General features: G+C 50.3%; 23 protein-coding genes. 10 read left to right on the top strand and 13 right to left on the bottom strand.

Annotated elements, in window-relative coordinates; all coding sequences use genetic code 11:
- The first annotated feature begins 62 nt into the window (after positions 1-62).
- The 5 genes from fucO (at position 63) to GBAG_RS19200 (ending at position 5,057) form a co-directional block, all read left to right on the top strand.
- Positions 63-1,211 carry a lactaldehyde reductase gene (gene fucO, locus GBAG_RS19220; protein WP_034499317.1) on the top strand — a complete coding sequence of 383 codons (1,149 nt, stop codon included), beginning with the start codon at positions 63-65 and terminating at the stop codon, positions 1,209-1,211.
- On the top strand, positions 1,208-1,522 hold the full coding sequence (gene rhaM / locus GBAG_RS19215) for an L-rhamnose mutarotase (RefSeq protein WP_034499315.1): 315 nt from the start codon (positions 1,208-1,210) through the stop codon (positions 1,520-1,522). The genes fucO and rhaM overlap by 4 nt, the downstream gene beginning before the upstream one ends.
- Positions 1,523-1,704: 182 nt before the next feature.
- Positions 1,705-3,027, top strand: a complete 1,323-nt coding sequence (locus GBAG_RS19210) for a 6-phospho-beta-glucosidase (RefSeq protein WP_034499313.1) — start codon at positions 1,705-1,707, stop codon at positions 3,025-3,027.
- Between the two features lie 18 nt (positions 3,028-3,045).
- Positions 3,046-4,296, top strand: a complete 1,251-nt coding sequence (locus tag GBAG_RS19205; protein ID WP_034499311.1) for a PTS sugar transporter subunit IIC — start codon at positions 3,046-3,048, stop codon at positions 4,294-4,296.
- A gap of 32 nt (positions 4,297-4,328) precedes the next feature.
- Positions 4,329-5,057: a GntR family transcriptional regulator gene (locus tag GBAG_RS19200; protein WP_034499309.1), complete on the top strand. Its 729-nt coding sequence runs from the start codon at positions 4,329-4,331 to the stop codon at positions 5,055-5,057.
- 63 nt (positions 5,058-5,120) lie between these two features.
- Here GBAG_RS19200 and GBAG_RS19195 read toward each other — a convergent pair whose 3' ends face one another.
- From GBAG_RS19195 to GBAG_RS19140, 12 genes are all read right to left on the bottom strand, one after another.
- Complete coding sequence (locus GBAG_RS19195) at positions 5,121-6,086, bottom strand: chemotaxis protein (RefSeq protein WP_034499308.1); 966 nt, start codon at positions 6,084-6,086, stop codon at positions 5,121-5,123.
- 105 nt (positions 6,087-6,191) lie between these two features.
- Positions 6,192-6,749, bottom strand: a complete 558-nt coding sequence (locus GBAG_RS19190) for a P-loop nucleotide/nucleoside kinase family protein (protein ID WP_034499305.1) — start codon at positions 6,747-6,749, stop codon at positions 6,192-6,194.
- Positions 6,746-7,183 (bottom strand): PTS sugar transporter subunit IIA, encoded by a 438-nt coding sequence (locus tag GBAG_RS19185; protein WP_034499304.1) that lies wholly within the window; start codon positions 7,181-7,183, stop codon positions 6,746-6,748. Before GBAG_RS19185 ends, GBAG_RS19190 begins: the two co-directional genes overlap by 4 nt.
- Positions 7,184-7,192: 9 nt before the next feature.
- Positions 7,193-7,462 (bottom strand): hypothetical protein, encoded by a 270-nt coding sequence (locus GBAG_RS19180; RefSeq protein ID WP_034499301.1) that lies wholly within the window; start codon positions 7,460-7,462, stop codon positions 7,193-7,195.
- Between the two features lie 68 nt (positions 7,463-7,530).
- Positions 7,531-8,373, bottom strand: coding sequence for a class II fructose-bisphosphate aldolase (locus tag GBAG_RS19175; protein ID WP_034499299.1), 843 nt, complete (start codon positions 8,371-8,373; stop codon positions 7,531-7,533).
- Entirely contained in the window at positions 8,360-9,727 is a 1,368-nt protein-coding gene (locus GBAG_RS19170) for a PTS sugar transporter subunit IIC (protein WP_034499297.1), read from the bottom strand. The genes GBAG_RS19175 and GBAG_RS19170 overlap by 14 nt, the downstream gene beginning before the upstream one ends.
- Positions 9,720-10,034 (bottom strand): PTS sugar transporter subunit IIB, encoded by a 315-nt coding sequence (locus GBAG_RS19165; protein ID WP_034499295.1) that lies wholly within the window; start codon positions 10,032-10,034, stop codon positions 9,720-9,722. Before GBAG_RS19165 ends, GBAG_RS19170 begins: the two co-directional genes overlap by 8 nt.
- A gap of 11 nt (positions 10,035-10,045) precedes the next feature.
- The gene (locus GBAG_RS19160; protein WP_034499293.1) at positions 10,046-11,026 is read right to left on the bottom strand and encodes a 6-phosphofructokinase; all 981 of its coding nucleotides are present in this window, start codon (positions 11,024-11,026) and stop codon (positions 10,046-10,048) included.
- A gap of 394 nt (positions 11,027-11,420) precedes the next feature.
- Complete coding sequence (locus GBAG_RS19155; protein ID WP_034499291.1) at positions 11,421-12,002, bottom strand: maltose acetyltransferase domain-containing protein; 582 nt, start codon at positions 12,000-12,002, stop codon at positions 11,421-11,423.
- A gap of 12 nt (positions 12,003-12,014) precedes the next feature.
- Positions 12,015-13,280 (bottom strand): MFS transporter, encoded by a 1,266-nt coding sequence (locus GBAG_RS19150; RefSeq protein ID WP_034499289.1) that lies wholly within the window; start codon positions 13,278-13,280, stop codon positions 12,015-12,017.
- A 61-nt stretch (positions 13,281-13,341) separates the two neighbouring features.
- Complete coding sequence (locus GBAG_RS19145; protein WP_034499282.1) at positions 13,342-15,465, bottom strand: alpha-galactosidase; 2,124 nt, start codon at positions 15,463-15,465, stop codon at positions 13,342-13,344.
- Positions 15,466-15,571: 106 nt separating this feature from the next.
- Positions 15,572-16,579: a substrate-binding domain-containing protein gene (locus tag GBAG_RS19140; protein WP_034499279.1), complete on the bottom strand. Its 1,008-nt coding sequence runs from the start codon at positions 16,577-16,579 to the stop codon at positions 15,572-15,574.
- Positions 16,580-16,765: 186 nt separating this feature from the next.
- On the opposite strand from GBAG_RS19140, the gene GBAG_RS19135 reads away from it, so the two are divergent.
- The 4 genes from GBAG_RS19135 to GBAG_RS19120 all read left to right on the top strand — a co-directional run bounded on the left by GBAG_RS19135 (position 16,766) and on the right by GBAG_RS19120 (position 21,588).
- Complete coding sequence (locus tag GBAG_RS19135) at positions 16,766-17,209, top strand: PTS fructose transporter subunit IIA (RefSeq protein ID WP_034499277.1); 444 nt, start codon at positions 16,766-16,768, stop codon at positions 17,207-17,209.
- Positions 17,210-17,225: 16 nt separating this feature from the next.
- Positions 17,226-18,683, top strand: coding sequence for a PTS fructose-like transporter subunit IIBC (locus tag GBAG_RS19130; RefSeq protein WP_034499275.1), 1,458 nt, complete (start codon positions 17,226-17,228; stop codon positions 18,681-18,683).
- Positions 18,673-19,734, top strand: coding sequence for an aminopeptidase (locus GBAG_RS19125; RefSeq protein WP_034499274.1), 1,062 nt, complete (start codon positions 18,673-18,675; stop codon positions 19,732-19,734). The genes GBAG_RS19130 and GBAG_RS19125 overlap by 11 nt, the downstream gene beginning before the upstream one ends.
- 120 nt (positions 19,735-19,854) lie before the next feature.
- Positions 19,855-21,588 carry a putative frv operon regulatory protein gene (locus tag GBAG_RS19120; RefSeq protein WP_034499271.1) on the top strand — a complete coding sequence of 578 codons (1,734 nt, stop codon included), beginning with the start codon at positions 19,855-19,857 and terminating at the stop codon, positions 21,586-21,588.
- Positions 21,589-21,635: 47 nt separating this feature from the next.
- Here the strand turns inward: GBAG_RS19120 and fdhD are convergent, their stop codons facing one another.
- Positions 21,636-22,460, bottom strand: a complete 825-nt coding sequence (gene fdhD / locus GBAG_RS19115; RefSeq protein ID WP_034499268.1) for a formate dehydrogenase accessory sulfurtransferase FdhD — start codon at positions 22,458-22,460, stop codon at positions 21,636-21,638.
- A gap of 172 nt (positions 22,461-22,632) precedes the next feature.
- On the opposite strand from fdhD, the gene fdnG reads away from it, so the two are divergent.
- Positions 22,633-25,683, top strand: coding sequence for a formate dehydrogenase-N subunit alpha (fdnG, locus tag GBAG_RS19105; protein ID WP_156104914.1), 3,051 nt, complete (start codon positions 22,633-22,635; stop codon positions 25,681-25,683).
- Positions 25,684-25,690 lie beyond the last annotated feature (7 nt).

Below are 25,690 nucleotides of genomic sequence, written 5' to 3'. Positions count from 1 at the left end.
TGGGGGAGAGGGCCGGGGTGAGGGTATGGATTTATAAAACATCAATATTAAGGAGAATAGTAATGAGCTTTATGTTGGCTTTACCAAAAATCAGCCTTCACGGCGCAGGTGCCATCGGCGATATGGTGAAATTAATTGCCGCTAAACCCTGGGGAAAAGCCCTGATTATTACCGACGGGCAACTGGTGAAAATGGGCCTGCTCGACAGCCTGTTTAGTGCGCTCGATGAACATCAACTTTCTTACGAACTTTTCGATGAAGTGTTCCCGAACCCGACCGAAGAACTGGTGCAGAAAGGTTTTGCCGCGTACCAGGCGGCAAGTTGCGATTACCTGATTGCCTTCGGTGGCGGCAGTCCGATTGATACCGCCAAAGCGGTGAAAATCCTGACGGCAAACCCTGGCCCATCCACCGCATATTCTGGCGTAGGCAAAGTCGCCAACCCTGGCGTACCGCTGGTGGCGATTAACACCACCGCAGGCACTGCAGCGGAGATGACCAGCAATGCGGTAATCATTGATTCTGTGCGCCACGTGAAAGAAGTGATTATCGACACCAATCTGATCCCGGATATCGCCGTGGATGACGCCAGCGTGATGCTCGATATCCCGGCAAGCGTGACCGCCGCAACCGGCATGGACGCGCTGACTCACGCCATTGAAGCCTATGTTTCCGTTGCAGCTCATCCGTTAACTGATGCTAACGCACTGGAGTCTATCCGCCTGATTAGCCAGTGGTTGCCAAAAGCAGTCGACGAAGGGCACAACCTCGAAGCGCGTGAAATGATGGCTTACGGGCAATACCTGGCGGGCATGGCATTTAACAGCGCCGGCCTTGGCCTGGTACATGCGCTGGCTCACCAACCGGGTGCGACGCACAACCTGCCGCATGGCGTGTGCAACGCGATCTTGCTACCAGTTATCGAAGCCTTTAACCGCCCGAAAGCCGTTGCACGTTTTGCGAAAGTTGCCGCAGCGATGGGCGTAAATACTCAGGATATGAACGAAGAAGAAGCCAGCTTTGAGGCGATTCTGGCGATTCGTGCGCTTTCTACTCGCGTCGGCATTCCATCTGGCTTTAGCCAGCTTGGAATTCAAACTGCAGATATCGAAGGCTGGCTGGATAACGCTCTGGCTGACCCATGCGCAGGGTGTAATCCACGCCCGGCAACACGTGAGGAAGTGCGTGAGCTGTATATGGAGGCGCTATGATCCGCAAAGCTTTTGTGATGCAGGTAAATCCAGATGCCCATGAAGAATATCAACGTCGCCATACGCCGATTTGGCCAGAGCTGGAAGCGGTACTTAAACAGCATGGTGCTCATCACTACGCTATTTATCTTGATGCGGAGCGCAACCTACTTTTTGCCACGGTAGAAATAGAGTCCGAAGCTCGCTGGAATGCGGTCGCACAAACGGAAGTTTGCCAGCGCTGGTGGAAGCATATGAGCGAAATCATGCCGAGCAATGCCGATAACAGCCCGGTGAGTGTGGAGCTGAAAGAGGTGTTTTATTTAGAGTAAGACCTTTTTCCAAACAAGTTGAATCTATTCCCCGGCCCCGGTCGGGGATTTTTTGCCGATTTTCAGGTTATCAATAACCCTTTTAAATATGTGACAAATATCCAAAGTTGCTCTCAACGAGTGTGATATTTTCTTTTTTGCAAACTGGCATATGCCAGTTTAATTTAAAAAAAGGAAGCATCATGAAGCCATTAAAGATAGTTACTCTTGGCGGTGGTTCTGGTTATACGCCGGAACTCATAGACGGATTTATTAAAAGACACGCTGAACTTCCTGTTAGCGAATTTTGGTTGGTGGATATTGAAACAGGCCGTGAAAAGTTGGAAATCGTCGGTCAACTCGCCCAGCGAATGGTGAAAAAATCGGGTATTCCCATGACGGTGCACCTTTCCACCGACCGCCAGTTGGCGTTAAAAGATGCCGATTTCGTTACTACACAAATTCGCGTCGGGCAGCTTGCCGCACGTATTCAGGATGAAAAGATCCCCCTGCGTTATGGTGTTTTGGGCCAGGAAACCACTGGTCCTGGCGGTTTTATGAAGGCGCAGCGCACCATTCCGGTTTTGTTGGAAATCTGCAAAGAGATGGAGACGCTCTGCCCGGATGCCTGGCTAATCAACTTCACTAATCCGGCAGGGATTGTGACTGAGGCCATTGAGAAGCACAGCAAAATCAAATCTCTGGGGATTTGTAGCGGTGCAAACAGCATGATGATGGATATCGCGAAAACCTACGGCGTGGGCCGCGAGGCAATTGATGCCAGAATTATGGGGCTGAACCATTTAATTTTTGCCGACCGAATTACTCTGCATGGCAAAGATATTACCGCTGATTTTATTGAGAAACTTGCGCAGGGAGCGAGTGACAATAAATTAAAAAATATCCCTGATGTGGGTTTACCGCCTGAGTTTATCCGCGCGCTGAATGTATATCCACTCTCCTATTTAAAGTATTTCTACTTAAATCGGGAAATGGTTGAGCATGAACTGGAGGAATTAAATCAAGGCGGTACTCGTGGCGAACGTTCGCTGCAAATTGAAAAGGCCCTGTTTGAAATTTATCGCAACCCTGAGCTTTGCGAAAAACCCCCGGAACTCTCAAACCGGGGCGGCGCTTATTATTCCGACACTGCCTGCTCGATTATCAGCGCGCTTTATAACAATAAAAAAGAGGTACATGTCGTTAATACCGCCAATCGAGGGACAACGCCTGATTTGCCGGATGACGCAGTCATTGAAACCAATGCGCTGATTGATAAACAGGGCGCACGTCCTTTGGCTTACGGGCGCTTGCCAGCCCGCATTCGTGGGCTAGTTCAGAGTGTTAAAGCCTTTGAAGAACTGACCATTGAAGCGGCAATGACCGGCAATAAACATACGGCTTTGCTGGCGCTGGCGGCTCACCCGTTAGTGCCGTCCGTGGCGGTTGCGGAGAATATACTCAAGGAGTATTTAGCCGCTAACCGAGACTTCTTGCCGCAATACACTCTCGCCATGGATGAATAGTCATTAAAGGAATATTTCATGCAAAGCTTTCTGGAAAACAGAGTTATTCCGGTCTTAATGAAGCTCGGCAATAACGTTATTTTGGTCGCCATTCGTAACGGTATCGCTTTTACATTGCCATTTATTATTGCCGGAAGCCTGTTTCTGATTATTGCTAACTTACCCATTCCGGGCTGGAGTGAGTTTCTTGGAGCCTATGCGGATAAACTCAGTGTCCCGGTACAGGCAACTTTTGGGATAATTGGTTTAGTCGCGGCGATTGGCATCAGTTATAACCTGGCAAAACAATACAACCTTGATGGTCTAAGTTGTTGTTGTATTACGGTAGCGGTTTTTGTTCTCGCGCAACTCGATAGCCATTATAAAATTAACGTCGATAATTTTGGGGCCGCGGGGTTATTCTCAGCCATTATTTTGTCGATATTTACGGTCTATACCGTACGCTTTTTTATCACGCACAAAATCTATATCCGAATGCCAGAAGGTGTTCCTCCCGCCGTGTTGCAATCGTTTATCAGTCTGGTACCCGCAGTGGTATGCCTTACGATCGTCTGGTTTGTACGCGTGATTCTGAATTTTGATATCAACGCGTTCTTTACTCTGCTGCTCAGCCCACTGGTTCACGGTTTAGATACGTTGCCTGGTATGTTAATTCTGGTAGCGCTTATTTCGTTGTTATGGAGCTGCGGCATTCATGGCACCAACGTACTTTCCGGGATCACCAGCCCGATATTTTTAAAATTTATTGCTGAAAATACTCAGGCATATCTTAGTGGCCAGCCCGTTCCACACATAACCGCCGAAGGGTTTTATAACTTCTTTATCTGTGCCGGTGGATCGGGTGCCACCATGGGTTTAGTGCTGGCAATGCTGCTGTCTAAAAGCCGTTATTACAAATCCATTGGCCGCGTCTCTTTTGGGCCGTCGATTTTCTGTATTAACGAACCGGTTATATTTGGCGTGCCGATGGTCCTCAACCCAATCATGATGTTCCCGCTGATTGTCGCGCCCATGGTGATTTGTACCTGCTCTTATCTGCTGATGGATTTCGGCATTATTGGCAGGCCGGTATTCCAAATCCCCTGGACGATGCCACCCATTCTGAATGCGTATTTTGCCACCGGCGGGAATATTCCTGCGGCAATATGGTCGGGCTGCATGATTATTATTTCGACAATCATCTACTATCCGTTCTTCAGAATAATGGAAGTAAAACAGTTGGCTATTGAAGCGCAGGAAGCAGAGTTGTTAGCTGAAGTGGTACACTAATGGCTGGATGATAACACCCGGAAATAACCCCTATGGCTGCGCGATATATAGAAATAAAGAAGAGTATTCAGGATGATATCCTCAGCCATCGCTACCAGCTTGGCGAGAAAATCCCGTCAGAAAGAGAGCTTGCCGTGCAATATGGCGTCACGCGAGTGACGCTACAAAAAGCGATGCATATCCTTGAACAGGAAGGGTTTATCGAGCGAATCCATGGCAAAGGAATGTATGTCACGAAAGTGATTGAAGACAATGTCTATATGCTCAACAGCGGTACCGGGGATTCTATTTTAGGCTTTTCTCGTGAATTTGGTCAGCAGGCGAAAATCACCAGCCAGCTTGTTCAACATGAACAAATTCAAGTGCCGCAGTGGGTCGCGCAGCAGTTGGAAATGCAGCCAGAACAGCGGGTGCATTTTATTCGACGTATCCGTTTAATTGACGGTGTCCCGGTGCTGGTTGAAGACTCATGGATAAATAGTGATGTTATCGAAACCATTCCAGGCTCAGTGCTAGAGCATGGCTCTTTATATGAATACATCGAAAAATACACCGGCAAAAAAATTAAGTTTTATAACTCGGTTATTGAAGGCGATTTGTTCAATGAAGAACTCGCCGCTTTATTGTCGATTTCTGAAGGTTTACCAATGCTCAAAGTCTCTGGTGTGACCAAACTTGAAGATGGCAAAGCGTTTAACTTTTCGTGCAGCTACAACCGCGCAGACAAATTCAAAATAAAAAATAGCTGGGTGGGGAAGTAACAGGTAATAAACAGGTTTTGTAGGGGGGATAAACCTCAGCGCCAATCCACCCTTTTCGCCTGTTTAAACCACCGCACCTTCCAGCGCTTTATTAATCACTTGTGAAAGCTCTTTCACATCGAACTTCGCCACATAGCCGTTCGCGCCCACTTTGCGGACGTGATCTTCGTTGGCGCTGCCTGAAAGCGACGAGTGAATCACCACCGGAATGTGTTTTAACGTGATATCTGTTTTGATATTTCGCGTCAGGGTAAATCCGTCCATTTCTGGCATTTCAATATCCGTTAAAACCATACCAATGCGGTCGGTGATCGGCTGGCCAGCGGCCTTGGCTTCTGCGGCGATCACTTTTATTTTCTCCCAGGCCTCTAAACCCGTGGAATGCATCATCACCGGAATACCCATGCCTTTCAGGCCTTGCTCAAGCATCAAACGGGCGACTTTTGAATCTTCGGCAACAATCGCGACAGCACCCGGTTTCAGAGGGTTTGTGTTCCCTTCGATGGCCGCCATATCGACTTTGCGCCCGGAAGGAATAATGTCGTAAAGAATCTGTTCAACATCGAGTACCAGCGCCAGTTCGCCTTTGTATTCGTCGCTATTGAGTGAAGCGATACTGGTGATATTGCGGCTACTCACACCGGATTCGGCGGCGTGAACCTGGCTCCAGTCGAGGCGGATAATATTTTCTACCGACTCCACTGCAAATGCCTGTGTGCTGCGGGCGTACTCGGTTATCAGCAATAAATTCAAGCCAGTTTGTGGCGTGCAACCCGTAACGGCTGGCAGGTCGATGACCGGAATAAACTGGTCGCGAATATTCGCCATGCCCAGCAGGGGCGATTTCATTCCCGCCGCACGGTTAATTTTCGGCATCGGCACAATTTCACGTAGCTTAAAAACGTTGATGCCATACAGCTCAGAATTCCCGCCGTGCTGGCCTTCTCCTAAGCGGAACAACAACAGCTCAAATTTGTTGGATAACGCCAGGTTAGCCCTTTCATCAATATCTTTTTGAAAACTATCCATTTAAACCTCTGCTCGGTAACCTGGCGGGTAGTCGCCCTGGCGCGTGTTTAAGTTATCGGCAGAATGGGGAAAAAGTGGAGTCTGTATAGCCGGGAAAATTCACCCTTATTGGCCCATTCCATTATCCAGCCATGCCACGAGACCGGCTCTGTCTATCGGCTCGCGGTGGTCCACGGTGTAAACCGGCCCAAGCGACATCGGTTCTGCGTTATCCGCAAGTTTTACCAACTCCGGCAGATATTCTTCCCCTGGGTGCCCGTGGCGTCTTACGCCAAGCCGCTGCGCATAGCGTTCGGCGGCGAGGGGGCCAGGAATTTGGTTCCATACCTCCAGAACCCGGGTAACGCCCGCCTGCTCAAGATATCGTTCAAGCGCCTCTTTCGGTTGGAAGCCAAACCATGCATCGACAATAAAGACACATTGCATTGGGCTATCGGCCACTATCGACCAAATGACCTCATAAGCGGCACTTCCGAGGCGGCGGTTGAATGGCCGATCAATTTCATCGAACTGGGCCATAAAAGGCTCTTTTATGCCATCAATGGTCAGAATCGGTAGCGCAAAATGTTCGGACAACAAACGGGCGATAGTGCTTTTTCCTGAGGCGGGTACGCCGTTCACAAGTACCACCGTTTTGCCCTGTGTTCGCGTGGTCTGGCTCATAATATTGCGATCACCTCTTCCTTACCTTTTGCCCGACGCAGTTTTGCCATCACATCATCATCGCCCAACAAATTCACAATCGCGCGGATACCTTCTTCGATGTGCCCGTTGCTGTCGCAGGCGGCAAACATAATCACGATATCGGCCTTTTCGCTGTCGGCAAAGGCGATGGGCTCATCAAGCAAAACCAGACTGAAGCCATTTTTTATCACCCCGCATTCCGGGCGAGCGTGGGGCATGGCGACGCCCTCTTCAAAAACGTAATACGCACCATGCTCAAGGGTGTTATTAATTACTGCCTGGTAGTAGGAGGGCAGGATATAGCCATTATCAACCAGCGGTTGAGCCGCCAGTCTAATCACCTTTTTCCAGTCCGTTTCGCGCACGCCAACTTGTATTGCTTGCGCTTCAATTAATAACTCTTTAATGGCCATGAGTTCTCCCTAAATATTCTTACGAATAATATTTCTCAGCTCATCAATTTTGACAAATAAAGCATCGATATGCTGACGGTGTGTTTTACTCTTCGCAAAAACTTGTAACGCCTGGTTATAGCGCAACATTAATGCTTTTTGTGTTTCGCCATTATTTGGGTTTTCCGTTAACGTGTTTTCCAGAGCAGTTAATTCAGTTTCAAGTTGTACGGCTTGAATATCATATTGCGCCGTATCCGAATTATCACTGTGAAAAAGTTTTTTTAAAGATCCAAACATAGCTAGCTCCCGCCCGACGGTTGCCACGCAACCAGGGTTACAATGAAGAGTAGAGGATAACGCCTGCTTTATTTAAATAATGCGATCTTTTCGATTAATACAGCAGCGACTGCATCATTTGCCGGTATTAAAAATTTGCGCACACTGTCATTCACTTTGCCCTTCTCGAAGGTTTCTTTGCAGTGTCCAACCCATTGCACGTTCATTTCAGTACCGACGTTGACTTTATCAATGCCCCCGGCGACGGCGCGGCGCATATCTTCATCGCTGACACCTGTGCCACCGTGCAGTACCAGCGGGGTTTTGGTCACTTCGCTGATATCCGCCAGGCGTTGATGCTGAATTTTCGCTTTGCCGGTATACAGGCCGTGTACCGTACCGACGGATACCGCCAGCATATCCACCCCGGTTTCATCAACAAAGCGTTTGGCGTCTTCGGTGGTGGTAAAGCAAATATCTTCCATGGCAACCGCTTTGCCATCTTCTGAGCCGCCAATCGCGCCTAATTCTGCTTCTACAGAGATATTTCGCGGGCGAGCAATATCAATAACCTTACGGGTATTAGCAATATTATCTGCCATGTCCAGATGGGAACCGTCATACATTACTGAACTAAACCCGGCATCGATGGCTGTTTTAATGGACTCAATATCTGAGCAGTGATCCAGATGCAAGCAGGTGGGTATTTGCTGGCTTTCGGATAAAGAACGAATGGAATCTACTAATAAACGATAACCTAAATATTCCGCCGTCCCGGTAGAAATTTGAATCATTAACGGGCTATTGGTTGCTTTGGCAGCTTTAAAATAAGCGGGCAGCATTTCAAGACAATGCAAATTAAAGGAGCCTACCGCTTTAAATTTACGCTCTTTGGCTACCTGTAATAAATCCGGGAAGTTATACAGACTCATGTGCTTTTTCCTCTTGAGGTTTGGTTGATTTGCCATTCACGAACCAGGCGATAAGCGCTACGAACAGGATGAATAAGCCGACAAACGTCCAGTTATTCTGGAATACATGTCCCAAAATCAGGCCGCTACTGATCACATCAGAATCACTGAAAGTCACACCGGTAAAGCCGTAGCTTTCAAGCATTGGCACCAGGATGGCTGGCAGGAAGGTAATAAACAGTCCATGTACTACGCCGCCGATGATTGCACCGCGTCTGCCGCCCATTGCGTTACCGAAAATCCCAGCGGTGCCGCCAGCAAAGAAGTTGGTCAACAAGCCAGGCAGAATCATCGCCAGGCCAAACATTGGGAAGACAATCATGCCGATGATGGAGCCGACAGTTGTGGCAAGGAAACCAACAATTACGGCATTGGGGGCGTAAGGGAACAGCACCGGGCAGTCCAGCGCCGGTTTGGCATCCGGTACGATGCGCATCGCAATACCACGGAACGCAGGCACCAGTTCGTTAAGCAGCAAACGCACACCGCTATAGAGCACGAATACCCCGGCAACAAACTGAATTGCCTGCATAAACGCAAACATCAGGTAATTCACGCCGTTGGAGTATTGGCCGATGTATTCCGGGCCTGCCGCCAGCGCCGGGATGAGGTACATAGGGATCATCACCACGGCCATCGAAAGGTAAGTGTCCTGCAAGAATTTGAAGTTATCCGGTAGCACCAGGTCTTCGGTAGATTTAGAACCCTTGCCGACAACTTTCGCCACCGCAGCCTGCACCAGATAACCAATAGTGCAGAAGTGGCCCAGAGCGACATCGTCAGAACCGGTAATGCGGCGTACCACAGGTTGGGCGAGGGCAGGCATCAGCACCGCCATAATTCCGCCGAAGATCCCGCCAGTAAGAATCAACGGTAGCCCGGTCAGCCCGGCTTTATAGCCGATAACTGCACCAATCGTTGCCATCCAAAGCAGTGCTTGCCCGGTGAGAAAGATGTACTTAAACGGCGTGATGCGGGCAATGATGATGTTGACGATAAATATCACCATCAGCGTGAGTGCCACTTCGGAACCCAGCTCACGGTTTGCAAGGCCGGCAATAGCGGCCACATCGGTGATGTAGCCTTTCATACCGAAACCGTGGGTGAAGATGTCGTTCAGGAAAGTCAGCGTATCAACAATAATGTTGATACCCGCCATCATGATTAAAAAACCAAGCAGCGTTTTAAACGTCCCTTCCGCGACTTTACCCTTCGATTTTTTTTGCAGCAAAAGACCGAGCATGGCAATAAAGGCAATCAATATTGATGCCTGTCCTAGCAGGTCTTTAACAATAAAGTTAATGATGCTATTCATGGTCGAATACCTTCACATTGCGTTCTTTTAAAAAGGCGACAATCTTTTGTTCGATTTCGTCTTTATCCGTGAGACGGTGCAGCACAATGACGCGTTTAATTTCCTCTTCGCTGGCATCGGCCGTTAAAATATCGGCGAAGGTTTTTTGCGTTAAAATAATGTCAGATTTAAAGGCCCCCGCTTCTGATACGGTGGTGTGATCAATTTCTGCCGGGATTTGAAGTTTTTTAAGTACCGCAGTTGCAGCCATTTCAATGGCGAAACTGGAACCTAAACCACAGCCGCATACACAAAGAATTTTAAGCATTGAAAGTCTCCTCAAATAATATTGAGCTGCTTCGCTAATTTATAATGATGCCCTTCGGTGTCGACGAGGCGTTTTTGCATACTGATTAAATCTATAGGGATCGGTTTGTTACTCGAATTAATAATAATGGCTTTATTTCTCATACCGGACTGGATACAACGAACGACTTCACCTGCCATAATTGTGCCCTGATAAATTTCCTCGCAGGTAGGGTCACCGTTACGCAGGCTATAACCAATAATTGACTTACGAATTCGTACGCCAATTTTTGGCTCAAGTTGTTTAATCATGGTGTCAATCGCCCCCTGGAAACCGGGGGAATATTCTTTGGTGTAACCTTCAGAGCAAAGGATTACGACGCTGTTTTGTGTCTCAAGGCGTGCGCTAATCTTGTGTGCCAGTTCGCTCAACGACTGCTGGCATTCGGGGATGAGCGCAAAATCAGCATTGCTTTTAATCGCCGATTGCAGCGTCAATTCACCGCAGTAGCCGCCGAGCAGTTCAACCATAAAAACCCGCCCTGGCAAAGCGCGACCTGTATTACGCAGTTTGCCGACTTCTTTAATGACTTGTTCACAGGCAGTTGAAAAACCAATGGTGTAATCACTGCCGTAAACATCGTTGTCGATAGTCATACCGACACCGAAACAATTCACACCATATTCGCTAAGGTTATTCAGAAACTGTAAGGAGCCGTCTCCGCCTGCCATAATAAGCACATCGATATGCAGGGTTTTTAACTGTTTTGCGATGGTTTCATATTCGCTACCCATTAATTTACGATGAGTTCTGCCTGAAGACATAATCGGAATGGCAGCAACAGAAAAATCCACTAGATCCCGTGCGGAAATAGCCTGGTGATTATTCTGCAATAAACCTGGAATACCACCGTTAAACAAAACGATTTCTGCTTGTGCCAGTCGGGAAATCTGAAAAACAAAATTATTTATTCCCGTGACATCACCGCCGCTAATTACCATGCCGATTCTCATGACGCTCGCCTCGTTTATTTGCTTGCAGACATTTTTCCCTTTAAACAAGACTTGAATTTGCAATGGATGTCACAAAAGCAGGATTCATTTAAGCCTGGAGGTCATTGACAGAGGGTTTTTAGGGGCTTTTTTTGTGATATGAATCACAGCTAATTAATTGCGGAAAACAAAACATTTGTTGAAAATATTTTATATTTCAATGGATTAATCTTGGCGGGTGAAAACTAATAATATCAGCGTGTACTTGGTTTTGATGGGGGATTATTAGCTTTCAAAAATGTGACTGCTAACGCATTTTTATATGGCTGAAAAGGGAAGGGTTTAATTTAGATGTCTAAAAGAAATAAGCGTGAAGACGGATAAGCCATCCGTCTTCATCATTTAAAAGGGCATTCTAACCAGCAAAAGACAATTTATCTTCCACGGTAATGTCACGCAGCACCCGGCAAGGCACGCCTGCGGCAACCACGTTTGGCGGAATAGATTTTGTCACTACGCTACCCGCGCCAATCACGCTGTTGCGGCCAATCACCACGCCGGGGTTGATGATGACGCCCGTTCCCAGCCACACGTTATCTTCAATGATGACGGGCAAAGAAAACTGCTGCCCGGTGATGCGGATCTCCGGGTCTATCGGATGCCCGGCGGTAGAAATAGTCACATTGGGGGCAACCATCACGTTATCGCCAATCGTCACCGTGGCATCGTCCACCACGATGAAATTAAAGTTAGCGTAAAAGTTTTTGCCGATATGCGTGTGGTTGCCATAAGCCACGCGGATGGGCGGCTCGACCCAGCAATTTTCGCCCACGCTGCCAAATAATTGCTGGAGCAGTTCGGCACGGTGAGCTTCTTGCGAAGGGCGCGTCATGTTGTAGTCATAGACCAACTCTTTGCCTGCCCGGCGCTCTTCCGGCAACCCTTCGCAGTGGTCCGTATACAGCTCGCCAACTTCCATTTTTCTTCGTACTGACATGTTCTTTCTTCCTTAATTTGCCGGAGCTGCCGCAGTTTGTGGGAGCGGGACTCTGTGATTTGACAGGGTAAACGCTGACACGACGGTGATGGTCAGCACGATACCGCCCAGAATCAGGTATGTATCCTGGAAGCCAATCTTATCGTACATATTTCCGGCAAAAGCCGAGAGGAAAATCGCCGCGGACTGTTTGGCAAACTGGAAACCAATCAAATAAATCGTGGCTGACAGGCGGGTGTCGAACACGCCGGTAATATATTTAAATGCCCCAACCAACAGGAACGGCACTTCCAGCGCATGCAACATTTTGAGTGCAATCACTTCAAACGCGGAGGTGGCGAAAGCCGAGCCGATGATACGCGTGGTCATGATCGCCCCGGCAATCAGCAGCGTGTTTTTGGCGCCGATGCGGTTAATGATCCACGGCGAGCAGAACATAATAATCGCGTTGCAAATTTCTCCGGCAGTGGTCGCAAAACCGAAGGCTTGGGTGCCTTGCTGCGGAGTATCAAAGAAGGTTTTAAAGAAGGTCGCAAACTGTTGATCGAAGACGTCGTAAACGCATGCCACACCCACTACATAGAGAATGAACATCCACATTTTGGGCATTTTAAATAACGAAAAGACCATTTTTGCAGAAATCTGGCGCTGATTGGCACCCAAAGAATCCATAACCTGCGCGGTCTGGTTTGCCTGTGGGCGAGCGACCAGCAACAGCACCATCAAAATCACGGCCGCACCTGAACCCATCCAGAACACAAACGCCGGATTAACGTTAAATAACACCCCTGCGGTGGAAGCGCACAACCCCCAGCCCAGGCAGCCAAACATCCGCGCTTTACCGTATTCAAAATAGCTATTGCGGCTCACACGCTCGATATACGCCTCAATTGCGCCGGAACCGGCAGAGAATACAAAACCGATATAAATCCCGCCAGCAAGCGCCCCGAGCACGATATTGGCTTTTAGCAGCGGAGCAAAAACATACAAGAAGAAAGGGGCGAAGAAGAACAGCATCAGGGTTATGACCCACAGCAAATGCTTTTTAAGCCCAAGCTTGTCGGAAATGATCCCCAGAACGGGCTGGCAGAGAATGGCAAACAGAGAAATACAGGAAAACACGATCCCGGTATGCGTTTTATTCAGGCCGATTACGTCCGAAAGCCAGATGGGCAGGAACGGGAAACAGGTCGCCATAATGAAAAAGTAGAGAAAGAAAAACAGGCCAAAAATCCAGAAATTAGGGTTATTTTTATGGGTACAGGCAGGCATGCTCATTGTGTTTTCCTCAAAGGGACAAACTTGATGGGGCAGCGTGTGCCGCCCCGATGTCATGGTATTACACGCGTTCAAAGCCAATCAAAATGGCGCTTTCCGGGTCGAGGATCGGCAGGGCTAATCCGGCCTGCGCCAGCCATTCCCCGCTAACGGTTTGCGTTGTTTCCATCCAGCCCGGTAGCTTGCGCATGGTATGACCGCCTTTGCCCACCACGCTGATTTGCGGATGGTCGAGCAGCGTGATGCAATAACGTGCCGCCGGGTCGAGGCCTGGCACGCGCAAATTACCGGCGAGCGTATAATCCGGCATCGCCAGTTGGCTGACTAAATACAGCGCCTGAGACTTATCTTCCGCAACGACACCTTGCACTTGCGTTGTGGCATCTGGCATATCCACGCGCCACTGTTTGCCGGTATGCAGCAGCGGTCGCCACTGTTTGTAGAGTTGCACGTAGCGCTCGTAACCTGCGCTTTCGGCAGCGTCGGCCGTCATCGGGTCAAGCTCCATACCCAGGTGCCCGAACAGGGCTGTCAGGCCACGAAACTCAATGCTGTGCTGACGATAGGTGGCATGGCAACGCAGATTACCGATGTGCGCGCCCATCACTTCTGGTGGGAAGAAATAGCTCATGCCGCGCTGGATGGTATTACGCTCCAGCGCATCGTTATTGTCTGAGGCCCAGAAACGGTGGGTGCGTTTTAGCACTTCATAGTCGATTCGACCGCCACCCGATGCGCAGGATTCAAACTCAACATGCGGGTATTTGCGGTTAAGTTCGTCCAACAGACGGTAAAACTGACGAGTTTGTGCATCCGCTGCCGCTTTGCCATTATGCCCCGCCTGAACCAGCTCGCGGTTCATATCCCACTTCACGTAATCAATCGGATGTTCGCCCAGCAGCCAGTTCATGCGCTCTAAAAGATAATCGAACACCTGTGGATTGCTAAGATCGAGCACCCACTGGTAACGCCCGGTTGCCTGCTCGTAGCCCGGCAGCGCCAGTACCCAATCAGGATGCGCACGGTATAAATCGGAATCCGGGTTAATCATTTCCGGCTCGACCCAAATACCAAATTCCATGCCGCATGCCTTCACATGGTTGATAACCGGCATCAAACCATTCGGATATTTTTGCTCGTCAAGATACCAGTCGCCGAGCGCTGCCCGGTCATGATTGCGGCCTTTAAACCAGCCGTCATCAATGATGAAACGCTCCACGCCCAATTCGGCGGCGCGGCTCGCCATCTGCATGATGTATTCCGGGTTATGGTCGAAATAGATCCCTTCCCACGTATTGAGATGCACCGGGCGCGGCTTATTTTCCGGGAAGCGAATAACCTGTTCGCGCAGGAATTGGTGAAATTGCTGGCTCATACCGTTCAGCCCATTGCCAGAATGGCTGGCATAAAGCCACGGCGTGTGCAGCGTTTCGCCTTCACCCAGCGCCATTTCCCCCGCCAGATACAGCGCTTCGGCTTGCAGATAACGACGGCCATCCGTTTTCACTTCGCAGCGCAGACGATGGTTGCCGCTCCAGCCCAAATGCACGCCCCACACAGCGCCTTGCTGTTCACTAAATGCGGCCGTTCCCGCAATCATGGCCGGGAAATGTTCATGCGAGGTGCGCCCCCGGCGATTTTCCAGCACGAAGCTGTCGTGTTCGAGACGAATGCGGTGTGGCTGGAATTCACGTGTCCAGCGCCCATGAAACGCCATGACTTCCAGGGCGCGTTCAGCAATGGGCAGAGTGATAGCCAGGCGATCCACTTGCCACGGAGTCGCGCGTAAGTTGGTCAGCCCATGGCGAATTTGCAACACGCCGCTGCTATCAAGACGAAGCTCGCTAATCAGGCGCAAACCGGCCTGCTTATCCTCAGCGGTGATCGTTAAATTCTGGCCGTTTTGTTCCACCTGCGTGGTGGTAAAGATAGGGGAGGCATCCAGGCCGTTGCGATGGCCTTCAATCCCCGGCGAGCCAAACAGACCGCGCCCGAGTTCTGCACCTAAGGTTATCGGCGTATCAATATCAAGGCGGCCATTGGCGATGGGGCGATCCAGGCTGGCGCAATCTAGCGGTGAAAAGTGCACAAGATGCTGGCCCCAGTAGACAATTTCGGCGAAAGGTTGGGTTCTTATAACGATGTCGCTTTGGGCGCTGGTTAAGCGATGATAAATCGGTTCCATGAATGGCATCTCCGGGAAAGTGATGTCATTACTGTTGATCCGAAACGTTTCGGATGCCAACCAAAACGTTTCGGTAATGTGATCGTGATTATAAAATCAGTGAAAATCAGGCTGGAGGATTAGTGGTGACGCCGGGAAAAAATTCCGGTTGCCAAAGTATTTGCAGGGAATCGATAGGTTGGCCGGAAATCAGGCCCAGCACCATGCTTGAAATTTGCTTTCCGACACCTTCACGCGTCGATTGAATCACGGCGGCGACGTCAGTTTCGACAATGCTGTCTGTTGGCAAACCATCATAAACCACGAGGGACACGCGGTTTTCACCCGTCAGCAATCCCATATGTTGCAATGCCATCGCGGCACCGTCGCCATGCGAGTTGCAGTCGGTAATTATCGCCGTGGGTGGCGAAGGTAACGCCATTAACTCTTGCACGGCTTTGTAACCCGCGCGGCGGGTTGGTGGCACTTCGCGTAGATAATCCGTGCATAACTGGTGGTTTGCGAGTGCATCAAGATAGCCGTTGCGGCGTTGCGTGATAAACGCCTGGTAGTTATTTTCGCCAAGCAGCGCGATTCGCTCATGTCCGAGTGAAATCAGATGGTTAGCCGCATTAAATGTGCCAGCGTGGTTGTCAAAATCAAACCATGCGTAGGGTTGAGCCAGTTGGCTGCGACCCAGTGCCAAAAACGGAAAACCGGCAGATTGTAGCTGCTGCAAACGTGGATCGTTATCGAGCGTGTGAGCCACAATCAGCGCATCGACACGGCGGCCTTGCACCATGCGCATAAATCCGTGCCGATCGGCATTATCGTCATCGGCAATAAGCAGTAAATCCACTTCATGTTGCGCCAGTTCACGGCTAATTTCGCCGACCATGTCCATAAAGACGCTGTTATTGAGCGGCACGGGATGAACAGGAAAAACCAGCCCAACGGCATCAATTTTCCCCATCTTCAGGCGGCGGGCAAAGGTATTTGGGCGGTAACCACGGCGCTGTGCTTCGGCTTCGACACGTGCTTTTGTCTCTTGCGATACATCGTCATAACCGTTCAGCGCGCGGCTGACAGTAGTAACAGAAAGTCCGAGTTGTTTGGCGATGGCTTTAAGCGACATAAAAATCCGTGTCTGGTGAGTAAGTGGCGGAGCTGAAAGCTAGTTTCCCGCAACAATGTGTACCCGTCCACAGAATAACGTGATTAAGAGTCGCAAATATGTCACCGGGTCTGTGACATATCCGCTGTTATTTGCAGGCGTTTAACTTTCTACACTATCGCTTTGAATCTTCGATGGAGCGAACAGATGTCCTTCCTCAATGCCAATGCAGTAAACCTCAATATTGGCGGCAACAGCGCTTATTCAGTGCTGAAAAACCTTGCTGCAATGGCGGCAGATCTTGGCTACATCAATGACAAACAAGCCTTTATGCAAACGCTATTGCTGCGTGAACAAAACCACTCCACGGGTTTTGGTTCTGGTGTGGCGGTTCCCCACGGCAAAAGCGTTGCGGTAGTAAAACCTTTTGTTTTGTTCGCCAGAAGCACCCTGGATATTGACTGGAAAGCGATGGATGGCGAAGGGGTTAACTGCTGGATTTGCATCGGCATTCCCGAGATCGGCGGCGAAGAACAGGTGAATGTGATTTCCACATTGTGCCGCAAAATTATTCACCAGGATTTTATCCAACAGCTGAAAACCGGCAATGCGCAGGATGTCGTCGCGCTGCTCAACCAAACTCTCTCCTGAGCCTGAGGAACACGCCATGGAAGCCCCTCTCAAACTTGTCGCTATAACAAACTGCCCGGCGGGGATTGCCCACACCTACATGGTGGCTGAGGCGCTGGAGCAAAAAGCCCGTTCGCTTGGGCATGTCATTAAAGTTGAAACACAAGGTGCAAACGGAGTCGAAAACCGCCTGTTGGACAGCGAAATCGCCGCTGCGGACTACGTTATTCTCGCTATTGGGCGCGGATTAAACGAAGAAGATCGCGCCCGTTTCGCCGGGAAAAAAGTGTATGAGTTGCCTATCTCGCAAGCGCTAAAAAACATTAATCAGATCTTTGAACAATTACCGACGCATTCAAAACTTTTCGCGGCAGATAGCGGCGTGAGACTGGGAAATCAGGAAGTAAGGCAGGGCAGCGTGATGAGTCACCTGATGGCAGGTGTTTCAGCCGCTCTCCCGTTCGTGATTGGCGGCGGTATTCTGGTGGCAATCGCCAATATGCTGGTGCAATTTGGCCTGCCGTATCAGGACATGAGCAAAGGCGCGCCGTCGTTTAGCTGGATTATCGAGTCCATCGGCTATCTTGGCTTCAAATTTATGATCCCGATAATGGGCGCATATATCGCCTGGTCAATTAGCGATAAACCCGCGTTTGCTCCGGCGTTTATCGTCTGTTACCTCGCAAATGACAAAGGTTTACTCGGCACTCAATCTGGCGCGGGATTCTTGGGCGCGGTCGTGCTCGGCCTGGCGATTGGTTATTTCGTTCGTTACTTCCGTAAGGTCAAACTTGGCAAGGCGCTGCAACCTCTGCTTGGCTCGATGCTGATCCCTTTCATTACGCTTTTCGTGTTTGGTGTTTTGACGTATTACGTCGTCGGGCCGTTTATGGCGAGCATCATGGACGGGCTGCTGCATTTCCTGAATACCATTCCACCGTCGATGAAACTGGGCGCGGCGTTCCTTGTTGGGGCCATGCTGGCGTTTGATATGGGTGGGCCAATCAACAAAACTGCGTGGTTCTTCTGCTTTTCACTGCTCGAAAAACACATTTATGACTGGTACGCGATTGTCGGCGTGGTGGCATTAATGCCGCCGATGGCTGCCGGTATCGCCACCTTTATTGCGCCAAAACTGTTTACCCAGCAGGAAAAAGACGCCGCAGGCAGCGCGATTGTGGTGGGGGCTACCGTGGCAACCGAACCTGCAATACCGTATGCGCTGGCTGCACCGTTACCGATGATTACCGCGAATACTTTAAGCGGTGGGATCACTGGAATGTTGGTTATTGCCTTTGGTATTCAACGCCTGGCTCCGGGCCTTGGCGTATTCGACCCGCTGATTGGTTTGATGTCTCCTGTCATTCCATTTTATGCGGTGCTTGCCGCAGGACTGGCGTTGAACATCACGCTGATTATTGTGCTCAAAGGCGCCTGGCTTAAACATAGCGCTCGTAAACTCGCAGCAAAACAGGACGTTGCTCATGAAATTTAACTTCTTAAAACAGCTTTGTGACGCCAGCGCAGTCAGTGGTGACGAACATGAAGTCCGCCAAATTCTGGCGCGCCAACTACGCCCCTTCGCGGATGAAATTACGTTCGATGGGCTGGGCAGTTTTATCGCCTGCAAAGGCAATAAAGGCCCGAAAGTGGCGATAGTCGGCCATATGGATGAAGTCGGTTTTATGGTGAAACACATCAGCGAACAAGGCTTTATTTGGTTCGATACCATTGGGTCATGGTGGAACCAGTCAATGCTGAATCACCGCGTAACAATCAGAACCCGTGGCGGTGAGAAAATCCCCGGTTTGATTGGTTCCGTAGCGCCTCATGCCTTAAGTGAAAAGCAAAAACAGCAGCCGATGGCGCATGAAGAAATGTTTATTGATATCGGTGCCAGCAGTCGGGAAGAAGTCTGTTCGCGCGGCATCGCTATTGGGGATTTCATTAGTCCAGAGGCCAATTTTGCCCGCTGGGGTGAAGATAAAATCACCGCGAAAGCGCTGGATAATCGTGCGGGTTGCGCATTAATGGCGGAGTTATTTGAGAGTGTTAATAACCCTGACATCACGCTTTACGGCATTGCGACGGTTGAAGAAGAAGTCGGTCTGCGCGGGGCTCAAACGTCTGCCGAATTTGTTAAACCGGATATTGTGATTGTGCTGGATACCGCCGTGGCAGGGGATATTCCCGGCATCGACCCCATTAAATTCCCGCTCAAACTTGGCCACGGCCCGGCGGTAATGCTGTTTGATAAACGTTATTTCCCCAACCAAAAGCTGGTGGCAGCGCTGAAGCAAAGTAGTGAAGCCGTAGGCGCGCCCGTGCAGTTTTGCACAATGAAAACGGGGGCCACAGACGGCGGGCGTTTTAATGTGATGGGAGGAGGCCGCCCGGTAGTGTCCATTTGCCTGCCAACACGTTATCTGCACGCGAATAGTTCGATGATTTCCGGGAACGATTATGCAGCGGCTTTTAGCATGATTCATCATCTTCTAAATAGAATTAACGCTTCATTTATTGATGAGGTAAATACTTATATTTAAAGATAATTACGGGATTGCGTAAGTTCTGGAATGTATCTCGCAAACCCGTTTTTTGATGCTTGCCATTCTCCGGGCGAATCGCAAAAGTGGTTATGTTTTCTTCAACCCGGTACGCCATCAATGCTTAGTGAACGTCAGTTGTCCCTGCTCGAAAGACTGGAAAACCAGAACCTGACCATGAAGGAGTTGGCGAGCGGGGGAAATGTCTCCAGCCGAACTGTGCTGCGCGATATCGACTACCTGAATTTTACTCTCAGCGATGCGGCACGCATTAGCACTAACGGTAGTGGCTATCAGTTAGATATTTTCGACAGAAACCGTTATTTCATGCAGTTACAGCGCCATGATAACGATGACAAAATGCTTTTTGTCTTACTCACGAACCTGTACACCACACGGCTGCAACTGGCAGAAGCCCTCAATTTGCCTGAGAAAATCGTTAACGATCAACTCGCACGGCTCAAGCAGCGAAGCTCACGGTGCTTCAGGATCACCAGCAGGCCAAACTCCGGGCACTATATTGATGAGCCGCGCCGAAAGAAGCTGATCATTTTGGCTAATTTAATCAAAAAATCACCGTCGGCAGTCTGTGCCAGTCTCAACCTTGAAAGCCGGGTCTTTCAGGTTCTGCAACAGAATATTGAAGGCATCAGCGATAACTCTGAATACTGCGCAACGTTGTTGTTGGCGGTTTACGCGCTGCGAAATCAAAAATCGCCTTCGGTACCGGCAGGCAACAGCCAGACTTTCCATGCTGCTTACGAAGCCGCTGGACTGTACCTTTCGCATGACGCGCTGAAGGAAGCCGATTCCCTGGTAAAAGCGCTGCAAGACAGTGCTTCGCAAGTCACCACCACAGTGATAGGCGAGTTGACGAATGAGTTATTGATTAGCCACGGTTTGGGGGAACTGGATCAGCAACTGATTGATGACCTGACTGCTCATATTGCGCGGTGTGCGGCGCGGCCTTTATGGTTACAAGAGAGCCGTCAAGGGTCCATGAACAACCTGAAGGCAGCGTGGCCAGTGGCGTTTGATCTCAGCATCGGGCTGATTAACCAAATCAGGCAGCGGCTGAATATTGAAATTTATGACAGCGATTTGATAGGCCTGTATTTCGCCTGTGCGCTGGAACGCAACCAGGGTGAAAAGCACACCATTGTTTTGCTCGCCGAGCAAAATGCCATCGCCACTATCAATCAACTGGCTATTGAACGTGAGTTGCATAATTGCCGGGTGGTTATCGCGCTCCACCCTGCGGAGTTGTACGCATTGTGCGAAGAAATGACTCCCGCGCTGATTATCAATAACAGCGCTTTTCCACTGGATACACTCGTGGCGGAAATGCTGGTTATCAAGAATATTATTAATCCGGCAGGCATTAATCTCGTGAAAGAGAAGCTGGATTATTCATTGATAAAACAAAAGCTACCGCAATTTATCCCTGAGGAGTGCAGTTTTGTTTATGCCAACACTCCGGGTGATCAGTGGCTAACCATTATCAAAGATATCTGTGCCAGGTTAGTGAAGCGGGGGCTTTTAAATAAGGATGATGCGCACAGTGTTTATCAACGAGAAACTGAAGGGGAAAACCTGGTCGTCAATCATATCGCCATCCCCCATTGCTGGAGTGAATCGAGCAATCAATTTCGCAGCTATTTTATTTGCCTTAAACACCCGGTGATGATTAACGGCGAGTCTGTTGCCCATCTGTTGTTAGCCTGCACCAGCACTGCATTGCGCCAGGAGCTAAAGATTTTCAGCTATTTAGCTAATGCGTTAAACCGCTACGATGCGCATGAGATTGAACGCATCAGGAGCTACCCGCAGTTTATGGCGTTACTTTGCGGCTAACCCGTTACCCGCTAACCATTAAAAACGAATGCTGAAACAGGTGATTATTATCGCAGCCGCTGCGGGTGCGTATAAACCGTGGCTCGACCTGGTTTACTAAAGCCAACCAGCGTCAAATTGCAGCGGCTTGCCACTTCTACGGCAAGCGTTGTCGCGGCAGAAACGGCAAACAGAATTTCGACGCCGCACTGGGCCGATTTTTGCACCATTTCATAGCTGGCACGGCTTGAGACTAAAACCGCGCCGTTGTGCCAGGCCTCGCGAGCGCGTGCACCGAGCAGTTTATCTAATGCCACGTGGCGACCAATATCTTCTCTGCCATCCAGAATGGTGCCGTTTGCATCAAGCCAAAGTGCGGCGTGAGTACAACCCGTGAGTTGCCCGACCGGCTGGTATTCGCGCATCTGGTTTAAGGCGGCATCAAGTTGGTTTAAATCGAAGGTTTGCGTAAATGGCAGCGGGGTAATCGGGCGACCAATATCATTGAGCTGCTCCACACCGCATACGCCACAGCCGGTGCGCCCGGCAAGGGAGCGTCGGCGCTCTTTCAAGCCCATAAAACGGCGGCTGGAAAGCTCAATTTGCACTTCTAAGCCATTACAAACGGATAAAACATCAATTCCATAAATGTCTGCCGGAGATTCAATAATCCCTTCAGATAAAGAGAAACCGAGCGCAAAAAGTTCCAAATCTTTGGGCGAGGCCATCATGACCACGTGAGAAATACCGTTGTAGACCAGCGCTACTGGCACTTCTTCAGCCAGCCAGTCGTCTTTGGACTCGAGCAAATCCTGGCGTTGCCATAGCTCGATAGTCCGCGCACCAGTGACGGCGTTCACAATTTTGCTTTGATTTGGGTTGGAATTGTTCACTTTGTCTTAACCTGATTGGAACAGCCTTAATTCTAATGTGGTATTCTGGAAACACTAACCCTTCTGGAGTAGGGGATATTTCCAGTTCGGTTTGATTGTGGACTTTTGCGGCGCAGACCGCAAAAAAAATACACCTATAAGTCATGTGAAAATGTCGAAACAAGGAGCACCCATGCAGGTCAGCAGAAGACAGTTCTTTAAGATCTGTGCTGGCGGTATGGCAGGGACTACAGCAGCGGCACTGGGTTTTGCCCCGGGCGTTGCACTGGCGGAAACACGGCAATACAAATTACTACGTACCCGTGAAACGCGTAATACCTGCACATACTGTTCCGTCGGTTGCGGGCTATTGATGTACAGCCTCGGTGACGGCGCGAAAAATGCCAAAGCATCTATCTTCCATATTGAAGGCGACCCGGACCATCCGGTAAACCGTGGTGCACTTTGCCCTAAAGGCGCAGGGCTGGTGGATTTCATCCACAGCGAAAGCCGTCTTAAATTCCCGTCTTACCGCGCCCCAGGCTCGGATAAATGGGAACAAATCAGCTGGGAAACGGCGTTTGACCGTATCGCCAAACTGATGAAAGCTGACCGCGATGCCAACTTTATTGCCCAGAATGACCAGGGAACCACGGTTAACCGTTGGCTTTCCACCGGCATGTTGTGCGCATCCGCTTCCAGTAATGAAACCGGCTATTTAACCCAGAAATTTTCCCGCGCCCTCGGCATGTTAGCCGTAGATAACCAGGCGCGTGTCTGACACGGACCAACGGTAGCAAGTCTTGCTCCAACATTTGGTCGCGGTGCGATGACCAACCACTGGGTTGATATCAAGAACGCCGATCTCGTTATTGTGATGGGTGGAAACGCGGCAGAAGCGCATCCAGTCGGGTTCCGCTGGGCGATGGAAGCCAAAATCCACAACGGTGCGAAGCTGATTGTTATCGATCCGCGCTTCACGCGTACCGCTTCGGTGGCGGATTTCTACACCCCGATTCGTTCCGGCTCAGACATCGCTTTCTTGTCTGGCGTGTTGCTGTACCTGATCAATAACAATAAATACAACCGTGAATACGTTGAGGCTTACACCAACGCCAATCTGATTGTGCGTGAGGATTACAGCTTCGATGACGGCCTGTTCTCGGGCTATGACGCGGTAAATCGTAAATACGACAAAACCACCTGGAACTATGAGCTGGACGAAAAAGGCTTCGCCAAACGCGACCTGACGCTGACTCATCCACGTTGCGTGTGGAACCTGCTCAAAGAGCACGTTTCTCGCTACACGCCGGAAGTGGTTTCCAATATTTGCGGCACTCCGAAAGATGACTTCATCCAGGTCTGTGAATACATCGCAGCGACCAGCGTAAAAGATAAAACCGCGTCGTTCTTGTACGCGCTGGGCTGGACGCAACACTCCGTGGGCGCGCAGAACATTCGCACCATGGCGATGATTCAGTTGCTGCTCGGCAACATGGGGATGGCAGGCGGCGGCGTCAACGCCCTGCGCGGCCACTCCAATATTCAGGGTCTGACCGACCTCGGCCTGCTGTCACAAAGCCTGCCAGGCTACATGACGCTGCCGAATGAAAAACAGCCTGACCTCCAGACTTACCTTGCTGCCAACACGCCGAAACCGCTGCTGGAAGGCCAGGTCAACTACTGGGGCAACTACCCGAAATTCTTCGTTTCGATGATGAAAGCCTTCTTCGGCGACAAAGCCACAGCGGAAAATAGCTGGGGTTATGACTGGTTGCCGAAGTGGGACAAGGGCTACGACGTCCTGCAATATTTCGAGATGATGAACCAGGGCAAGGTGAACGGTTATTTGTGCCAGGGCTTTAACCCTGTCGCCTCGTTCCCGAACAAAAACAAGGTCATTGCGTCACTGTCGAAGCTGAAATTCCTCGTGACCATCGACCCGCTGAACACCGAAACCTCGAACTTCTGGCAAAACCACGGCGAGATTAACGATGTCGACCCGTCGAAAATCCAGACCGAAGTGTTCCGCTTGCCATCCACCTGCTTTGCTGAAGAAAACGGTTCTATCGTTAACTCCGGCCGCTGGTTGCAGTGGCACTGGAAAGGTGCGGATGCCCCAGGGGAAGCGCTGAACGACGGCGAAATCCTTGCGGGTATCTTTAGCCGCATGCGCCATATGTACCAAAGCGAAGGCGGTGCGCTGCCTGAGCAAGTGCTGAACATGACCTGGAATTACCAGACGCCAGACAACCCGGCTCCGGAAGAAGTGGCGATGGAAAGCAACGGTAAAGCGTTGCAGGACGTGGTCGATCCGGCAACCGGCGCGGTACTGGTGAAAAAAGGTCAGCAGCTTAGCTCGTTCGCACAACTGCGCGATGACGGCACTACTTCCAGTGGCTGCTGGATTTTCGCCGGTTCCTGGACGCCAGACGGCAACCAGATGGCACGCCGCGATAACGCTGACCCGTCTGGTTTGGGTAACACGCTAGGCTGGGCCTGGGCCTGGCCGCTCAACCGCCGCATTCTGTATAACCGTGCTTCTGCTGATCCAGCGGGTAAACCGTGGGATGAAAAACGCCGCCTGATCTCCTGGGATGGCGCGAAGTGGAGCGGCGCGGATATTGCCGACTACAGCACTGCCGCACCTGGCACTGACGTTGGGCCGTTCATCATGCAGCCGGAAGGTTTAGGGCGTCTGTTTGCTATCGACAAGATGGCAGAAGGGCCGTTCCCGGAACATTACGAGCCGTTTGAAACGCCGCTTGGCACCAACCCGCTGCACCCGAACGTGGTTTCTAACCCGGCGGCGCGCGTGTTCAAAGGTGACCTGGAAGCGATGGGCAAGCATGACAAATTCCCGTATGTCGGCACCACGTATCGTTTGACCGAGCATTTCCACTACTGGACTAAACACGCGGTACTTAACGCCATCGCGCAGCCAGAGCAGTTTATCGAGATTGGCGAAAAGCTCGCGAATTCACTCGGCATTGCTCACGGCGACACGGTGAAAGTCTCCTCCAACCGTGGCTTTATCAAAGCCAAAGCGGTGGTGACCAAGCGTATTCGCCAGCTCGATGTGAACGGCCAGAAAGTGGACACCATCGGTATTCCGATTCACTGGGGTTATGAAGGTGTGGCGAAGAAAGGCTTTATCGCTAACACCCTGACGCCATTTGTCGGTGATGCCAACACGCAAACGCCTGAATTTAAGGCGTTCCTGGTCAATGTGGAAAAGGTGTAACGGAGAC

This window comes from Buttiauxella agrestis ATCC 33320 (assembly GCF_000735355.1).
Taxonomy (GTDB): domain Bacteria; phylum Pseudomonadota; class Gammaproteobacteria; order Enterobacterales; family Enterobacteriaceae; genus Buttiauxella; species Buttiauxella agrestis.
Note: the sequence above shows the minus strand (reverse complement) of the source record. Positions and strands in the feature narration are given on the sequence as shown.

Bases quoted from the DNA above. Each gene is read 5' to 3' on its own strand.
- GBAG_RS19200 (WP_034499309.1), top strand. From the start codon at position 4,329: ATGGCTGCGCGATATATAGAAATAAAGAAGAGTATTCAGGATGATATC.
- GBAG_RS19165 (WP_034499295.1), bottom strand. From the start codon at position 10,034: ATGCTTAAAATTCTTTGTGTATGCGGCTGTGGTTTAGGTTCCAGTTTC.
- fucO (WP_034499317.1), top strand. From the start codon at position 63: ATGAGCTTTATGTTGGCTTTACCAAAAATCAGCCTTCACGGCGCAGGT.
- GBAG_RS19205 (WP_034499311.1), top strand. From the start codon at position 3,046: ATGCAAAGCTTTCTGGAAAACAGAGTTATTCCGGTCTTAATGAAGCTC.
- GBAG_RS19150 (WP_034499289.1), bottom strand. From the start codon at position 13,280: ATGAGCATGCCTGCCTGTACCCATAAAAATAACCCTAATTTCTGGATT.
- GBAG_RS19170 (WP_034499297.1), bottom strand. From the start codon at position 9,727: ATGAATAGCATCATTAACTTTATTGTTAAAGACCTGCTAGGACAGGCA.
- GBAG_RS19140 (WP_034499279.1), bottom strand. From the start codon at position 16,579: ATGTCGCTTAAAGCCATCGCCAAACAACTCGGACTTTCTGTTACTACT.
- rhaM (WP_034499315.1), top strand. From the start codon at position 1,208: ATGATCCGCAAAGCTTTTGTGATGCAGGTAAATCCAGATGCCCATGAA.
- GBAG_RS19145 (WP_034499282.1), bottom strand. From the start codon at position 15,465: ATGGAACCGATTTATCATCGCTTAACCAGCGCCCAAAGCGACATCGTT.
- GBAG_RS19135 (WP_034499277.1), top strand. From the start codon at position 16,766: ATGTCCTTCCTCAATGCCAATGCAGTAAACCTCAATATTGGCGGCAAC.
- GBAG_RS19185 (WP_034499304.1), bottom strand. From the start codon at position 7,183: ATGGCCATTAAAGAGTTATTAATTGAAGCGCAAGCAATACAAGTTGGC.
- GBAG_RS19175 (WP_034499299.1), bottom strand. From the start codon at position 8,373: ATGAGTCTGTATAACTTCCCGGATTTATTACAGGTAGCCAAAGAGCGT.
- GBAG_RS19125 (WP_034499274.1), top strand. From the start codon at position 18,673: ATGAAATTTAACTTCTTAAAACAGCTTTGTGACGCCAGCGCAGTCAGT.
- GBAG_RS19155 (WP_034499291.1), bottom strand. From the start codon at position 12,002: ATGTCAGTACGAAGAAAAATGGAAGTTGGCGAGCTGTATACGGACCAC.
- GBAG_RS19120 (WP_034499271.1), top strand. From the start codon at position 19,855: ATGCTTAGTGAACGTCAGTTGTCCCTGCTCGAAAGACTGGAAAACCAG.
- GBAG_RS19190 (WP_034499305.1), bottom strand. From the start codon at position 6,749: ATGAGCCAGACCACGCGAACACAGGGCAAAACGGTGGTACTTGTGAAC.
- GBAG_RS19195 (WP_034499308.1), bottom strand. From the start codon at position 6,086: ATGGATAGTTTTCAAAAAGATATTGATGAAAGGGCTAACCTGGCGTTA.
- GBAG_RS19130 (WP_034499275.1), top strand. From the start codon at position 17,226: ATGGAAGCCCCTCTCAAACTTGTCGCTATAACAAACTGCCCGGCGGGG.
- GBAG_RS19180 (WP_034499301.1), bottom strand. From the start codon at position 7,462: ATGTTTGGATCTTTAAAAAAACTTTTTCACAGTGATAATTCGGATACG.
- GBAG_RS19160 (WP_034499293.1), bottom strand. From the start codon at position 11,026: ATGAGAATCGGCATGGTAATTAGCGGCGGTGATGTCACGGGAATAAAT.
- GBAG_RS19210 (WP_034499313.1), top strand. From the start codon at position 1,705: ATGAAGCCATTAAAGATAGTTACTCTTGGCGGTGGTTCTGGTTATACG.